Source organism: Streptomyces sp. NPDC058741 (genome assembly GCF_042746715.1).
Lineage (GTDB): Bacteria > Actinomycetota > Actinomycetes > Streptomycetales > Streptomycetaceae > Streptomyces.
Genome location: NZ_JBHYQH010000056.1, coordinates 1 through 15104, shown reverse-complemented (window position 1 = coordinate 15104; position 15104 = coordinate 1). Strand labels below are relative to the sequence as shown.

Sequence of the window (15104 nt, the reverse complement as noted above, 5' to 3'; positions counted from 1 at the left end):
CCGGCCACCGCATGATCTCAGCCATGGCCGACCGGAAGTGCGCGTTCTCAGAATGCGGACCTCGGCGAAAATCCACCAAACCCGCCGAGAAGGTCCGCCGTCCGGACCGGTCGTCCACCACGTCATAACAAGAAAGTCACAAGCGAGCCCGCACCACTGACCCTGCCCTGACCCCGGGCTTAGAGTCACCGCCAGTCACCGCTCCATCGGGAGTTCGGTACCAGCGCGGCACTCACCCCCCGACCAGGGCGGGGCCTGCCTGTGAAAGGACTGATTGTGCGACAGCGTTCCTTGGTGATTCTTACCTCCGTTCTCACGACCGGAGCTCTGACTCTCACCGCCTGCGGTTCCCGAGACGACAGCGGCGACAAGGGCGGGGACAGCGGGAGCAGCACGACGCTGACCATCGGCGTCGACGCCCCCCTGTCCGGCGAGAACTCCACCACCGGCCTCGGCATCCAGTACGGCGCCCAGATCGCCGTCGACGACGCCAACAAGAACAACTGGGTGCCCGGCGTCAAATTCAAGCTCAAGGCACTGGACGACAAGGCGCAGCCCGCCACCGGCCAGTCCAACGCCACGAGCCTCACCGGCGACAAGACCGTCGTCGGCGCCGTCGGCCCGCTGAACTCCGGCGTCGCCCAGACGATGCAGCAGGTCTTCGCCTCGGCCAACATGGTCCAGATCTCCCCGGCGAACACCAACCCCGAGCTGACCCAGGGCAAGAACTGGCAGACGGACAAGAAGCGTCCCTTCAAGACGTACTTCCGCACCGCCACCACCGACGAACTGCAGGGCAGCTTCGCCGCCGGCTACGCGTACAACGGCCTCAAGAAGAAGAAGGCCTTCGTCGTCGACGACAAGCAGACCTACGGCGCCGGCCTCGCCAAGATCTTCGCCGAGCAGTACAAGAAGATGGGCGGCAAGGTCGTCGGGACCGACCACGTCAACACCGGCGACAAGGACTTCGGCTCCCTCGTCACGAAGATCAAGAACTCCGGCGCCGACCTGCTCTACTACGGCGGCCAGTACGACGAGTCCGCGCTGATCACCAAGCAGCTCAAGGACGCCGGCGTCAAGATCCCGCTGTTCGGCGGCGACGGCATGTTCGCCTCCACCTACATCGAGGCCGCCGGCAAGTCGTCCGAGGGCGACCTCGCCACCGCGATCGGTGTCCCGGCCGACACCCTGCCCGCGGCCAAGCAGTTCATCCAGACCTACAAGGACAAGGGCTACAAGGGCGACTACGGCGCCTACGGCGCCTACGCCTACGACGCCACCACCGCCATCATCAAGGCCGTCAAGGCCGCGGCCGACGCCAACGGCGGCAAGGTGCCCACCGACATCAACGACCTGCGTTCCAAGGTCGTCGACGGAGTCCAGAAGTCCGACTTCGAAGGCCTCACCGGCAAGATCTCCTTCGACGAGTACGGCGACACCACCAACAAGCAGCTCACGGTCTACCAGGTCGAGAAGGGTGCCTGGAAGGACGTCGAGACCGGCACCGCCGACATCAAGTAGTCCGGCCCCCCACCAGCCGCACCACGGGCCGCGCGGGAGGACGACCCCGACCGCGCGGCCCGTTCTCACATCCCCACCCAGCACGCGACCACGCACGCATCCAGTGCACACCACCACCAGCGACATGGAGGCCATGCGGTGAACACCCTGCCGCAGCAGCTGGCCAACGGGCTGCTTCTCGGCTCGATGTACGGGCTGATCGCCATCGGCTACACGATGGTGTACGGCATCGTCCAGCTCATCAACTTCGCGCACGGCGAGATCTTCATGACCGGGGCGTTCGGCGCCCTCACGGTCTACTTCTACATCCTGCCCGACGGCACCTCGATGGCTCTCGCCGTACCGCTGATGCTCATCGGCGGCGCCCTCGTGGCCATCCTCATCGCCGTCGGGGCGGAACGGTTCGCCTACCGGCCCCTGCGCGGAGCACCACGCCTGGCACCGCTCATCACCGCCATCGGCCTCTCCCTGGCCCTCCAGGAGGTCGTACGCAACTTCTACCCCGGCGCCGACCGCGCCCGCTCCTTCCCCGGCCTCGACGCCACCCACGAGATCGGCTCCGTCACCATCAAGGACGCCGACATCTTCCTCATCCTCGCCGCGATCCTCTGCATGGCCGCCCTCGCCTTCTTCGTGCGCCGCAGCCGCACCGGCCGCGCCATGCAGGCCACCGCGCAGGACCCCGACACCGCGCAGCTCATGGGCATCGACACCAACCGCATCATCGTCATCGCCTTCGCCATCGGCGGATTCTTCGCCGCCGTCGCAGCCGTCGCCTACGGACTCAAGTACGGCAACGTCGACTACCGCATGGGCTTCCTGATGGGCCTCAAGGCCTTCACCGCGGCCGTCCTCGGCGGCATCGGCAACATCTACGGCGCCATGCTCGGCGGCGTCGTCCTCGGCATCGCCGAAACCCTCGCCTCCGCCTACATCGACGAGATCCCCGGCATGGGACAGCTCGGCGGACAGAGCTGGGCCAACGTGTGGGCCTTCTGCCTCCTCATCCTCGTGCTCCTCTTCAGGCCCCAGGGCCTGCTCGGCGAGCGCGTCGCGGACAGGGCGTGATCACATGACCGAGACCACCAAGACCCCCGTGCCGGACGCCGTCCCCACCCCGACGCCCGCACACCGCGGCCTCATACCGCTGCCCGAGGCCGCCGCCCGCGCCCTGCTGCTCGCCGGCGGCGTCGCCACCGCCGCCTCCGCGTTCCTCGCCTGGACCTGGACCGCCGAGTTCCCCGGCGACCTCACCATCAACGGCTACCCCGGCGGCCTGCAGTGGCTGACCTTCACCGCCGGCCTCCTCACCGCGCTCTTCGCCCTCGCGGCCTACGGCATCCGCGGCCTCGGCTGGCTGCTGCCCGCCCGCACCAACGCACCCCTGGTGCTCACCGCGCTCGGCGGCTTCTCCGTCACCTGGTTCACCGTCATCGCCATCAGCGCCGAGCTCGGCGGTGTCGTCAACCTCGAACCCGGCGGTTGGGTCGCGGCCGTCGCCTCCCTGCTGCCCGTCCTCGGCGCCTTCGCCCTCCCCCAGGACCGCGCCGGCGCCGACGGCACCAAGGACACCCTCAAGGCCTACGTCGCCAAGCCCGACCGCATCCCCGCCGCCCAGTCCGTCGCGCCCTGGATCCAGCGGGCCGTGATCACCCTCGTCACGATCATCGGCCTCGGCGTCTTCACCTACGGCATCGACACCGAGTACGGCGAACTCTTCGTCGGCTACCTCTTCGTCGTCGTCTTCGCCATGTGGGCCCTGCACACCGCCGGCCTCCTCGACCGCTTCTCCGCGCTCGTCGCCGCCAACCGCAGCTTCACCCTCGCCATGGGCTTCGCCGCGGCCATCGCCTTCCCCTTCACCCAGACCGACGACCACTACGCCAACATCGGCGTCAACATCCTGATCTTCGGGACCGTGGCCCTCGGCCTCAACATCGTCGTCGGCCTCGCCGGACTCCTCGACCTCGGATACGTCGCCTTCCTCGGCGTCGGCGCCTACACCGCCGCCCTCGTCTCCGGCTCCGAGTTCTCCACCATCTCCGGCGTCCACCTGCCCTTCTGGGCCTCCGCCCTGGCCGGCGCAGCCGCCTCCCTGGTGTTCGGCGTCCTCATCGGCGCCCCGACCCTGCGGCTGCGCGGCGACTACCTGGCCATCGTCACTCTCGGCTTCGGAGAGATCTTCCGCATCGCCGTCAACAACATGGACGGCCAGTCCGGACCCGACGTCACCAACGGCCCCAACGGCATCCCCTCCATCCCCGACCTGAACCTCCTCGGGTTCAACTTCGGAGAAGCCCACGACATCGGCGGATTCACCCTGGGCCGGTTCGCCAACTACTACCTGCTGATGGTCCTCATCATGGCCATCGTCGTCCTCGTCTACACCCGCGCCGCCGACTCCCGCATCGGCCGCTCCTGGATCGCCATCCGCGAGGACGAGACCGCAGCCACCGCCATGGGCATCAACGGCTTCCGCGTCAAGCTCATCGCCTTCGCCCTCGGCGCCTCCCTCGCCGGCCTCGCCGGCACCGTCAGCGCCCACGTCACCTACAGCGTGGTCCCCACGCCGTACCAGTTCGCCGGCTCCACCCCGCCCAACTCCGCGTTCCTCCTGGCCGCGGTCGTCCTCGGCGGCATGGGCACCGTCGCGGGCCCCCTCCTCGGCGCCGCGCTGCTCTACCTCCTCCCCGAGAAGCTCGTCTTCCTCCAGGAGAAGTCGCTCCTCGCCTTCGGCATCGCGCTCATCCTCCTGATGCGCTTCCGCCCCGAAGGCATCATCGCCAACCGCCGGCGCCAGCTCGAGTTCCACGAGACCGGCCAACTCGACGTACCGAAACAGACCACGCTGACCGACGAACCGGCCGTCACCAAGGCGGGGGCGTAACCATCATGACGACACCTGTACTCGAAGCCCGCGACGTCACGATGCGCTTCGGCGGCCTCACCGCCGTACGCTCCGTCGACTTCACGGTCAACGCCGGCGAGATCGTCGGCCTCATCGGCCCCAACGGCGCCGGCAAGACCACCTTCTTCAACTGCCTCACCGGCCTGTACGTCCCCACCGAGGGCACCGTCTCCTACAAGGGCACCGTCCTCCCGCCCAAGCCCCACCTCGTCACCCAGGCCGGCATCGCCCGCACCTTCCAGAACATCCGCCTGTTCGCCAACATGACGGTCCTGGAGAACGTGCTCGTCGGCCGCCACACCCGCACCAAGGAAGGCCTCTGGTCCGCCCTCCTGCGGGGCCCCGGCTTCAAGAAGGCCGAACGCGCCAGCGAGGAACGCGCCATGGAACTCCTGGAGTTCATCGGCCTCGCCCACAAGCGCGACCACCTCGCCCGCAACCTCCCCTACGGCGAGCAGCGCAAGCTCGAGATCGCCCGCGCCATGGCCTCCGAACCCGGCCTGCTGCTCCTCGACGAGCCCACCGCCGGCATGAACCCCCAGGAGACCCGGGCCACCGAGGAACTCGTCTTCGCCATCCGCGACAAGGGCATCGCCGTCCTCCTCATCGAGCACGACATGCGCTTCGTCTTCAACCTCTCCGACCGCGTCGCCGTCCTCGTCCAGGGCGAGAAGCTCGTCGAAGGAACCGCCGACGTCGTCCAGGCCGACGAGCGCGTCGTCGCCGCCTACCTCGGAGAGCCCTTCGAGGGAGACCCCGGCGAGGCCGAAGCCGCCGAGGTCGAGGCCGCCGAAGCCGCAGCCGACGCGACCAGCACCACCAGCAGCACCAAGGGAGAAGCCAAGTGACCGCACTCCTCGAGGTCGAGGACCTCCGGGTCTCCTACGGCAAGATCGAAGCCGTCAAGGGCATCTCCTTCAGCGTCGACGCCGGCCAGGTCGTCACCCTCATCGGCACCAACGGCGCCGGCAAGACGACCACCCTGCGCACCCTGTCCGGCCTGCTCAAGCCGACATCCGGGAAGATCCTCTTCGACGGCAAACCCCTCAACGGGGTCCCCGCCCACAAGATCGTCTCCCTCGGCCTCGCCCACTCCCCCGAGGGCCGCCACATCTTCCCCCGCCTCACCATCGCGGAGAACCTCCAGCTCGGAGCGTTCCTCCGCAAGGACAAGGACGGCATCGAGAAGGACATCCAGCGCGCCTACGACCTCTTCCCCATCCTCGGGGAACGCCGCAAGCAGGCCGCCGGAACCCTCTCCGGCGGCGAGCAGCAGATGCTCGCCATGGGCCGCGCCCTCATGTCCCAGCCCAAGCTACTCATGCTCGACGAACCCTCCATGGGCCTCTCCCCGATCATGATGCAGAAGATCATGGCGACCATCTCCGAGCTCAAGTCCCAGGGCACGACGATCCTCCTCGTCGAGCAGAACGCCCAGGCCGCGCTCTCCCTCGCCGACCAGGGCCACGTCATGGAGGTCGGCAACATCGTCCTCTCCGGCACCGGACAGGACCTGCTCCACGACGAGTCCGTCCGCAAGGCGTACCTGGGCGAGGACTGAGGCACCTCACCCCGTGACACGAGCGAGGCCCGCGCCCCCCGGAGGGACGCGGGCCTCGGTCATGTCACGGGTCAGCCCTTGGCGGCCTTCTTCTCCTCGGCGTCCTGGATGACCGCCTCCGCCACCTGCTGCATCGACATCCGCCGGTCCATCGACGTCTTCTGGATCCACCGGAACGCCGCCGGCTCCGTCAGCCCGTACTCCGTCTGCAGCACCGACTTCGCACGGTCCACCAGCTTCCGCGTCTCCAGCCGCAGCGTGAGGTCGGCGACCTCCTTCTCCAGCTCCTTCAGCTCCGTGAAACGCGAGACGGCCATCTCGATGGCCGGCACCACATCGCTCTTGCTGAACGGCTTCACCAGATACGCCATCGCACCGGCGTCCCGGGCGCGCTCCACCAGATCCCGCTGCGAGAAGGCGGTCAGCATCAGCACCGGCGCGATGCTCTCCTCGGCGATCTTCTCGGCCGCGGAGATGCCGTCGAGCTTCGGCATCTTCACGTCCAGGATCACCAGATCCGGGCGGTGCTCACGCGCCAGCTCCACGGCCTGCTCACCGTCACCGGCCTCACCGACGACGGTGTACCCCTCCTCCTCCAGCATCTCTTTCAGATCGAGCCGGATCAGCGCCTCGTCCTCGGCGATGACGACCCGCGTCGTCGTCGGAGGCACGTGCGACTTGTCCTCATCAGGCACGTCAACAGGCTGGGGCGGCTCGGGGGCACTCACGTGGGCTCCTTGGTAGGGGCAGGCCGGTACTGCTCCCAAGAGCGTACCTAGCTGCGGTAAGGTAGGGGCACGGCGGGTGGCTACCCGCCTTCGTTTCGCAGGAAGCCCCGGTAGTCCAGCGGAAGAGACACGGTGCTCAAACCACCGACAGCGTGGGTTCGAATCCCACCCGGGGCACTTTTCCTTTGATTCCAAGGTCACGCTGAAGCGGATGTCCACATTCTCGTGAACATCCGCTTTTTGCTGCGTGTCGCCATGAGCACACTCTCACAGTGGCCTCATGTACGACGTCAGCACACGCAAGCGAGCCCTCGCGCTGGTAGCCCAGGGCCGTAGCCTGAACTCGGTGAGCCGCGAAACGGGCATCTCGCGGGCCGCGAGCCGCTCCTGGCAGGGCCGGCTCGAGCCGCTGCCCCGGCTCCCCCTTCCGGACGCCGGCCCGCCGGCCGACGAGGGCGCCTACGCCTACCTGCTGGGCCTCTACCTCGGCGATGGCTGCATCAGCGGCCACCCTCGCGGCACCGGCTACTACCTGAGGATCGCGTGCGCGGACTCGTGGCCGGGCTTGACCGACGCCTGCGAGATCGCCATGCGTGCCATCAGCACGACCGGGCGCGCCTCCCGTGTTCAGGCACAGGGATACGTCTCAGTGGTCAGCTACAGCAGGCACTGGCCACGCCTCTTCCCCCAGCACGGCCCCGGCAAGAAGCACGAACGCCGTATCGCCCTCGAAACCTGGCAGCACGTCATCGTCGACGCGCACCCCTGGCAGTTCATCCGCGGTCTCATCCGCTCCGACGGCTGCCGGATCACCAACTGGACGACCCGCATGGTCGCCGGTGAGCGTAAGCGCTACGAATATCCGCGCTACTTCTTCTCCAACAAGTCGGACGGCATCCGGAAACTCTTCACCGATGCCCTGGACCGGGTGGGCGTCGAGTGGACCGCGTTGGCCCGCGGGAGCGACCCGTTCAACATCTCCATCGCCCGCAAAGCCTCCGTAGCCCTCATGGACGCCCACGTGGGTCCCAAGTACTGACGTGTCCTACTCGCCGATGTGGTGGACCCGGACCAGGTTCGTGGAGCCGGAGACGCCGGGTGGGGAGCCGGCCGTGATGACGACCGTGTCGCCCGGCTCGCAGCGGCCGAGGCGGAGGAGGAGTTCGTCGACCTGGTCGACCATGGCGTCCGTGGAGTCGACGCACGGGCCGAGGAAGGTCTCGACGCCCCAGGTGAAGCTGAGCTGGGAGCGGGTGGCCTGGTCGGGGGTGAAGGCCAGCAGCGGAATGGGCGAGCGGTAGCGGGACAGGCGGCGGGCGGTGTCGCCGGACCGGGTGAAGGCGACCAGGAACTTCGCGCCGAGGAAGTCGCCCGTCTCCGCCGCCGCCCGGGCGACGGCTCCGCCCTGGGTGCGGGGCTTGTTGCGTTCGGTGAGCGGGGGCAGGCCCTTGGCGAGGATGTCCTCCTCGGCCGCCTCGACGATGCGGGCCATGGTGCGGACCGTCTCGATCGGGTGGTTGCCGACGCTGGTCTCGCCGGAGAGCATCACCGCGTCGGTGCCGTCGATGACGGCGTTGGCGACGTCGGAGGCCTCGGCGCGGGTGGGCCGGGCGTTGTCGATCATGGAGTCGAGCATCTGGGTGGCGACGATGACGGGTTTGGCGTTGCGCTTGGCGAGTTTGATCGCGCGCTTCTGGACGACGGGGACCTGTTCCAGGGGCATTTCGACGCCGAGGTCGCCGCGGGCGACCATGATGCCGTCGAAGGCGGCGACGATGTCGTCGATGTTCTCGACGGCCTGGGGTTTTTCGATCTTGGCGATGACGGGGAGGCGGCGGCCTTCCTCGTCCATGACGCGGTGGACGTGCTGGATGTCGTGGCCGGTGCGGACGAAGGACAGGGCGATGACGTCGAAGCCGGTGCGCAGGGCCCAGCGGAGGTCGTCCTCGTCCTTCTTGGACAGGGCGGGGACGGAGACGGCGGCTCCGGGGAGGTTGAGGCCCTTGTGGTCGGAGATGACGCCGCCTTCGACGACGGTGGTGTGGACGCGGGGGCCGTCGACGGTGGTGACTTCGAGGCAGACCTTGCCGTCGTCGACGAGGATGTGGTCGCCGGTGGTGACGTCGTCGGCGAGGCCGGCGTAGGTGGTGCCGCAGGTGTCGCGGTCGCCTTGGACGCCTTCTTCGACGGTGAGGGTGAAGGTGTCGCCGCGTTCGAGGAGTACGGGTCCTTCGGTGAAGCGGCCGAGTCTGATCTTGGGGCCCTGGAGGTCGGCGAGGAGGCCGACGCTGCGGCCGGTTTCGTCGGCGGCTTTTCGGACCCGGTGGTAGCGCTCCTCGTGTTCGGCGTGGCCGCCGTGGCTGAGGTTGAATCGGGCGACGTCCATTCCGGCGTCGACCAGGCCTTTGATCCGGTCGTACGAGTCGGTGGCGGGCCCCAGGGTGCAGACGATTTTCGCTCGGCGCATGGGGGCGAGCCTATGAGTTACCGGTGGGTAGAGAATTCGCCGGGCGTGACGACTCAACGGACTTCGGGTGACGAGTTGTTGACGGGCGCGGAATTCGGTCGTGTTTTCGGAATCGGCCCGGCGGAATTCACAGCTGTGGCGGCACCACGGTGAAGCGGGCGTTGACCTGGGCGTGGACGTGCTGGCGCTGGGGTTCCAGATCGAGGGGGGCGGCGGTTTCGGCAGGGGCTCCTGCATAGGACAGGGAGCGGGCGCGGCCGGGGGCCTGGGGATAGGCCGGTGGGGTGTTCTCGGCGCCGATGTCGGCGAGCTCGACGAGGGCGGAGAGGGTGGTGCCGAGGGCGTCGGCGTATTCGCGGGCGCGCTGGACGGCTTCGTGTACGGCTTTCCTGCGGGCTTCGCGGTGGGCGGGTGAGTCGGGGCGCAGGGACCACCAGGGGCCGTCGACGCGGGTGAGGTCGAGGTCGGCGAGGCGGGTGGTGAGTTCGCCGAGGGCGGTGAAGTCGGTGAGTTCGGCGGTGACGTGGACGGTGCCGTGGTAGGTGCGGACGCGTTCGCCGCGGCCGTGTTTGGTGAGTTCGGGGGTGATGGAGAAGGCGCCAGTCTCCAGGCGTTCGACGGCGTCGCCGTAGGTCTTGACGAGGTCGAGGACGCCGGCGTTGCGGCGGGTGAGGTCGTCGAGGGCGGAGCGGCGGTCGCGGCCGCGGGCGGCGACGGTGATGCCGATGCGGGCGATCTCGGGGTCGACTTCGAGGCGGGCCTCGCCGCGGACGGCTATGCGGGGGGCGTCGGGGGTGCCGTAGGGGACGGCGGGTGGGGAGGCGTCTGCGGTGGGCGCGGTCATACGTCCCACTCTGTCATCTCTTGGCCGTGGCCGGGCGGGGAGCGGGGTGGTTCGAGTCATCAGATCGCAACCTGTGGGGGGTGTTGCGGCCGGTCATGACCGGGTCAGAATCTACGCGCGTTATCTACGCGCGTCATTCAGAGATTCCGCGAGGAGAGCCCGACATGCCGTTGAACCGCCGGAAGTTCCTGGAGAAGTCCGCCGTGACCGGGGCGGGGGTGGCGCTGGCCGGGGCGGCCGGGGCGCCGGCCGCCGAGGCGGCCGAGGTGCGGGGCGGGAAGCGGCCGGCGAAGCGGTACGCGTTCACCGTGATGGGGACGACGGACCTGCACGGCAACGTCTTCAACTGGGACTACTTCACGGACCGGGAGTTCGACGACAAGGCCCACAACGACGTCGGGCTCGCGAAGGTCTCGACGCTGGTGAACCGCGTCCGTGCGGAGAAGGGCCGCCGCAACACGCTGCTCATCGACGCGGGCGACACGATCCAGGGCACGCAGTTGTCGTACTACTACGCCAAGGTGGACCCGATCACCGCCGAGGGCGGCCCGGTGCACCCGATGGCGCAGGCCATGAACGCGATGGACTACGACGCGGCGGCGCTCGGCAACCACGAGTTCAACTACGGCATCCCGGTGCTGCGCAAGTTCGAGCAGCAGTGCCGCTTCCCGCTGCTGGGCGCGAACGCGCTGGACGCGAGGACGCTGCGGCCTGCGTTCGCGCCGTACAGCATGCACCGGCTGCGTACGCCCCACGGGCGGGACGTGAAGGTCGCGGTGCTGGGTCTGACCAACCCGGGCATCGCGATCTGGGACAAGGCGAACGTGCAGGGGAAGATGACGTTCCCGGGTCTGGAGGAGCAGGCGGCGAAGTGGGTGCCGAAGCTGCGGTCGATGGGCGCGGACGTGGTCGTCGTCTCGGCGCACAGCGGTTCGTCGGGCACGTCGTCCTACGGTGACCAGCTGCCGTACATCGAGAACGCGGCGGGGCTGGTGGCCGAGCAGGTGCCGGGCATCGACGCGATCCTGGTGGGGCACGCGCACACGGAGATCCCCGAGTACTTCGTCACGAACAAGGAGACCGGCAGGCAGGTCGTGCTGTCGGAGCCGCTGAAGTGGGGGCAGCGGCTGACGCTGTTCGACTTCGAGCTGGTCTGGGAGAAGGGCTGCTGGAAGGTCGAGAAGGTCGGCGCGCGGGTCCTGAACTCCAACACGGTGGAGGAGGACCCTGAGATCACGGAGCTGCTCTCGGACGAGCACGAGAAGGTCGTGGCGTACGTCAACCAGGTCATCGGCACGAACGCGGCGGAGATGACGTCGGCCGAGGCTCCCTGCAAGGACGTGCCGATCATCGACCTGATCAACCACATCCAGGCGGACACGGTGCGGCAGGCCCTGGCCGGCACCGAGCACGCGCCGCTGCCGGTGCTGTCGCAGGCGGCGTGCTTCTCGCGCAGTGCCCGGATCCCGGCGGGCGAGGTGACGATCCGGGACGTGGCGGGTCTGTACGTCTTCGAGAACACGCTGGAGGCGCGTCTGATGACGGGCGCCCAGATGAAGGCGTACCTGGAGTTCTCGGCGAACTACTTCGTGCAGACGGCGCCGGGTGCGCCGGTGGACCCGGCGAAGCTGACGAACGCGGGCGGTACGCCGGACTACAACTACGACGTGGTGAGCGGCCTGTCGTACGAGATCGACATCGCGAAGCCGGCCGGGTCGCGGGTGACGGACGTGCGGTTCGGGGGGCAGCCGCTCGCGGACGACGCGCGGTTCGTGTTCGCGGTGAACAACTACCGGGCCAACGGCGGCGGCAACTTCCCGCACGTCGCCGCCGCCCCGCTGCTGTGGTCGAACTCGGACGAGATCCGCAACACCATGATCGCCTGGGTGAAGGCGAAGGGGTCGATCGACCCGGCCGAGTTCGCGGCGGTGGAGTGGAAGCTCACGCGGGAGGGCACGCCCGTCTTCTGAGGCGGGGGTCCCGTCACCTCCGGTCGTCGACGAGCGGGGTCGGTGCCGGTGCCTCGCGGGGTGCCGGCACGTGCGGCCGCTGGGTGAGGCCGAAGGTGGTGAAGGCGGTGCGGCGCGGGAGTCCGTACGTCTCCCTGCCGATCAGGGAGTTGAGGATGATCGCGCTGCGCCAGGCGGCGAGGCCGAGGTCGGGGGCGCCGACGCCGTGGGTGTGGGTCTCGGCGTTCTGGACGTACACGGAGCCGGTACGACCGGAGGGGGACGGGGGTACGTCCGTCCGGGGAATCCGGTCGGGGTCGCCTGCTCCGCCCTTGCCCTCTCCCCCCGGCGCATCCCTCGGACCCCGGTCCCCGGACCCATCGGGCCCTGGCCCCCTCGGGCCGCCCTGAAGCCCCTTCAGGCCGCCCCGAAGTCCCCCTCAGACCGCTTGGAGGCCGCCCGCGCGCCCTACTCCTCCCGGACCCCCTGGACCCGCAACGCCCGTGCCAGGTCGTCCAGTTGGTCGACGAGTTTGCGGCGCAGCGCGGGGATCGGGCCGGCGTCGCGCAGGCATTCCCGGCCGAGGCGGAGGGTGTCGGGGTCGACGGCGTGGGCGGGGAAGGCCCAACGGCCGGCCGCCTCGGCGATGGCGGGGCCGCGCCGGGCGGCGACGGCGACCGCGTCGGCGTAGTAGCGCGGCACGTAGGCGCTCACCAGGTCGGCCTGTTCGGGCTGCCAGAAGCCGCGGGCGGTGGCGGTGAAGAGGTAGTTGGACAGCTCGTCGGAGCCGAACATGGCCTCCCAGGCGCGGGCCTTGGCCTGCGGGTCGGGCAGGGCGGCCCGGCACCGGGCGGCGCCCTCCTGGCCGGTGGCGCTGGGATCGCGTTCGAGTTCGGCGGCGATGGCGGCCTCGTCGGTGGCGCCGAGGACGGCGAGCCGGGCGAGGACGCGCCAGCGCAGCTCGGGGTCGAGCTCCGGGCCGCCGGGGACGGTGCCGTCGGCGAGCCAGGCGGCGATGGTGTCGGGGTGGGCGGCGACGTCGATGCGGTGGCGTACGGCGATCAGCCTGAGGCCGGGGTTGTCGCCGTCCTCGGTGCGGCGGATCAGGTCGCGGCACAGCTCGGAGAGGGTGGCGAGCGCGGCGGGCCGCTCCCCCGGGCCGACGTAGCGGTCGGCGATCTGGGAGGAGGCGAAGGCGAGCACGCCCTGGACGATGGCGAGGTCCGTCTCCAGCGGGAGGTGGACCCGGGCGGTCTCCAGGTAGGCGGCGGGCGCGAGTTCGCCGTCGCGGACGGCGTCGCGCAGGGCGTTCCAGACGACCGCGCGGGTGAGCGGCGCGGGCAGTCCGGAGAGGTCCTTGCGGACGGTCTCGAAGGACTCGGGGTCGAAGCGGACCTTGGCGTAGCCGAGGTCGCCGTCGTTGAGCAGGAGCAGTGCCGGGCGCTTGCCGACGGGCTGGGGGCCGTGCTGCGGCAGGTCCAGGTGGAGGCGGTCGCGCAGCACGAGCTGGCCGCCGTCGTCGCCGAGGTCGCGGTCGTAGAGGCCGACGGCGATGCGGTGCGGGCGGCTGCCGGCGCGGTCGACGGTGAGGGCGCAGGTGCCGTGCTCGCCGGGGGCGAGGTGCGGGGTGAGGGTGTCGACGCCGGTGGTGCGCAGCCAGGCGTCGGCCCAGGCGTGGACGTCGCGGTCGGTGGCGGCGGCGAGGGAGTCGATGAAGTCGGCGAGGGTGGCGTTGGCGAACCTGTGCCGGGCGAAGTGGGTGTTGATGCCGGCGAGGAAGTCCTTCTCGCCGAGCCAAGCGACGAGCTGACGCAGCGCGCCGGCGCCCTTGGCGTAGGAGATGCCGTCGAAGTTGAGCAGCGCGGCGGCGGTGTCGTCGACGGCCTCGGGGGCGACGGGGTGGGTGGAGGGGCGCTGGTCGGCGTCGTAGCCCCAGGTCTTGCGGTTGACGCCGAAGTCGGTCCAGGTGTCGGTGAAACGGGTGGCCTCGGTGAGGGTCTGGTAGCCCATGTACTCGGCGAAGGACTCGTTGAGCCAGATGTCGTCCCACCACCGCAGGGTGACGAGGTCTCCGAACCACATGTGGGCCATCTCGTGGGCGATGACCATGGCGCGGGTCTGGCGCTCGGTGTCGGTGACGGCGGAGCGGTAGACGAACTCGTCGCGGAAGGTGACCAGTCCGGGGTTCTCCATGGCACCCGCGTTGAACTCGGGGACGAAGGCCTGGTCGTAGGAGTCGAACGGGTAGGGCTCGTCGAACTTCTCGTGGTAGCGGTCGAAGCAGGCGCGGGTGACGGCGAGGAGTTCGTCGGTGTCCGCGTCGAGGTGGGGGGCGAGGGAGCGGCGGCAGTGCAGGCCGAAGGGCAGGCCGCGGTGCTCGGTGCGCACGGAGTGCCAGGGGCCGGCGGCGACGGCGACGAGGTAGGTGGGGATCAGGGGGGTCTCGGCGGCCTTCCACAGGCCGTCGCCGGTGTGCTCGGTGATGCCGTTGGCGAGGACGGTCCAGCCCTCGGGTGCCTGCACGGACAGCTCGAAGACGGCCTTGAGGTCGGGCTGGTCGAAGGCGGCGAAGACGCGCTGGACGTCGTCGAGGAACAGTTGGGTGTAGACGTAGGTCTCACCGTCGGTGGGGTCGGTGAAGCGGTGCATGCCCTCGCCGGTGCGGGAGTAGCGCATACGGGCGTGGACGCGCAGTTCGTGCTCGCCCGCGGTGAGGTTCGTCAGGGGCAGCCGGTTGCCGTCGAGGGTGTCCGGGTCCAGGGGGTGTCCGTCGAGGGTGACGGAGCGCAGTTCGGCGGGCTTGACCTCGACGAAGGTGGTGCCGCCCGTACGGGCGTCGAACCTGATCAGGGTGCGGGAGTCGAAGGTCTCGTCGCCGCCGGTCAGGTCGAGTTCGATGGTGTAGCGGTGGACGTCGAGGAACTCTGCTCGGGTCTGCGCTTCGTCGCGCGTCAGTACGGACATGCGTGACATGCTGCCTGATCGCGTCGGCACGGCACAGAGGTGGATCGGTACGTACGCGATGTCCGCGCTAGACGAGTGAGTCCTATGTGATCAGTGGTCGTACGCAATCAGGGATCGGGTGACCGGGGCTTCGGTCTTGCGGTTGTGCCAGATCGCCGTGGC

At 69.3% G+C, this 15104-nt stretch carries 11 protein-coding genes, 1 tRNA gene and 1 pseudogene; 8 read left to right on the top strand and 5 right to left on the bottom strand.

Features of this window, described 5'->3' with window-relative positions:
- The first annotated feature begins 291 nt into the window (after positions 1-291).
- From ACFW6P_RS29170 to ACFW6P_RS29150, 5 genes are all read left to right on the top strand, one after another.
- Positions 292-1521, top strand: coding sequence for a branched-chain amino acid ABC transporter substrate-binding protein (locus ACFW6P_RS29170; RefSeq protein ID WP_386353743.1), 1230 nt, complete (start codon positions 292-294; stop codon positions 1519-1521).
- Positions 1522-1659: 138 nt separating this feature from the next.
- Positions 1660-2589 (top strand): branched-chain amino acid ABC transporter permease, encoded by a 930-nt coding sequence (locus ACFW6P_RS29165; RefSeq protein WP_386353721.1) that lies wholly within the window; start codon positions 1660-1662, stop codon positions 2587-2589.
- 4 nt (positions 2590-2593) lie between these two features.
- Positions 2594-4408, top strand: coding sequence for a branched-chain amino acid ABC transporter permease (locus tag ACFW6P_RS29160; protein ID WP_386353718.1), 1815 nt, complete (start codon positions 2594-2596; stop codon positions 4406-4408).
- Between the two features lie 5 nt (positions 4409-4413).
- Complete coding sequence (locus tag ACFW6P_RS29155; RefSeq protein WP_386353716.1) at positions 4414-5277, top strand: ABC transporter ATP-binding protein; 864 nt, start codon at positions 4414-4416, stop codon at positions 5275-5277.
- Positions 5274-5990, top strand: a complete 717-nt coding sequence (locus ACFW6P_RS29150) for an ABC transporter ATP-binding protein (protein ID WP_386353714.1) — start codon at positions 5274-5276, stop codon at positions 5988-5990. The genes ACFW6P_RS29155 and ACFW6P_RS29150 overlap by 4 nt, the downstream gene beginning before the upstream one ends.
- A 71-nt stretch (positions 5991-6061) precedes the next feature.
- On the opposite strand, the gene ACFW6P_RS29145 is transcribed toward ACFW6P_RS29150, so the two are convergent.
- On the bottom strand, positions 6062-6718 hold the full coding sequence (locus ACFW6P_RS29145) for an ANTAR domain-containing response regulator (RefSeq protein ID WP_386353712.1): 657 nt from the start codon (positions 6716-6718) through the stop codon (positions 6062-6064).
- A gap of 104 nt (positions 6719-6822) precedes the next feature.
- On the opposite strand from ACFW6P_RS29145, the gene ACFW6P_RS29140 reads away from it, so the two are divergent.
- Positions 6823-6895 (top strand) — tRNA-Leu (locus ACFW6P_RS29140).
- A 103-nt stretch (positions 6896-6998) separates the two neighbouring features.
- A complete protein-coding gene (locus ACFW6P_RS29135) occupies positions 6999-7757 on the top strand; it encodes a transcriptional regulator (RefSeq protein ID WP_386425368.1) in 759 nt (252 codons plus the stop codon).
- Positions 7758-7763: 6 nt separating this feature from the next.
- Here ACFW6P_RS29135 and pyk read toward each other — a convergent pair whose 3' ends face one another.
- Positions 7764-9185 (bottom strand): pyruvate kinase, encoded by a 1422-nt coding sequence (gene pyk / locus ACFW6P_RS29130; protein WP_386353708.1) that lies wholly within the window; start codon positions 9183-9185, stop codon positions 7764-7766.
- A 127-nt stretch (positions 9186-9312) separates the two neighbouring features.
- Complete coding sequence (locus tag ACFW6P_RS29125; protein WP_386353706.1) at positions 9313-10029, bottom strand: SIMPL domain-containing protein; 717 nt, start codon at positions 10027-10029, stop codon at positions 9313-9315.
- 164 nt (positions 10030-10193) lie between these two features.
- On the opposite strand from ACFW6P_RS29125, the gene ACFW6P_RS29120 reads away from it, so the two are divergent.
- Positions 10194-11999 carry a bifunctional metallophosphatase/5'-nucleotidase gene (locus tag ACFW6P_RS29120; RefSeq protein WP_386353704.1) on the top strand — a complete coding sequence of 602 codons (1806 nt, stop codon included), beginning with the start codon at positions 10194-10196 and terminating at the stop codon, positions 11997-11999.
- 13 nt (positions 12000-12012) lie between these two features.
- Here ACFW6P_RS29120 and ACFW6P_RS29115 read toward each other — a convergent pair.
- Positions 12013-12252 (bottom strand): annotated as a pseudogene (locus ACFW6P_RS29115) (lysine 6-monooxygenase); the annotation flags it as partial.
- A gap of 194 nt (positions 12253-12446) precedes the next feature.
- Positions 12447-14942, bottom strand: a complete 2496-nt coding sequence (gene pepN, locus ACFW6P_RS29110; protein ID WP_386353702.1) for an aminopeptidase N — start codon at positions 14940-14942, stop codon at positions 12447-12449.
- Between the last annotated feature and the right edge of the window lie 162 nt (positions 14943-15104).

Coding starts and splice junctions, on each gene's coding strand:
- ACFW6P_RS29155 (WP_386353716.1), top strand. CDS start 4,414: ATGACGACACCTGTACTCGAAGCCCGCGACGTCACGATGCGCTTCGGC.
- ACFW6P_RS29125 (WP_386353706.1), bottom strand. CDS start 10,029: ATGACCGCGCCCACCGCAGACGCCTCCCCACCCGCCGTCCCCTACGGC.
- ACFW6P_RS29160 (WP_386353718.1), top strand. CDS start 2,594: ATGACCGAGACCACCAAGACCCCCGTGCCGGACGCCGTCCCCACCCCG.
- ACFW6P_RS29120 (WP_386353704.1), top strand. CDS start 10,194: ATGCCGTTGAACCGCCGGAAGTTCCTGGAGAAGTCCGCCGTGACCGGG.
- ACFW6P_RS29135 (WP_386425368.1), top strand. CDS start 6,999: ATGTACGACGTCAGCACACGCAAGCGAGCCCTCGCGCTGGTAGCCCAG.
- pyk (WP_386353708.1), bottom strand. CDS start 9,185: ATGCGCCGAGCGAAAATCGTCTGCACCCTGGGGCCCGCCACCGACTCG.
- pepN (WP_386353702.1), bottom strand. CDS start 14,942: ATGTCCGTACTGACGCGCGACGAAGCGCAGACCCGAGCAGAGTTCCTC.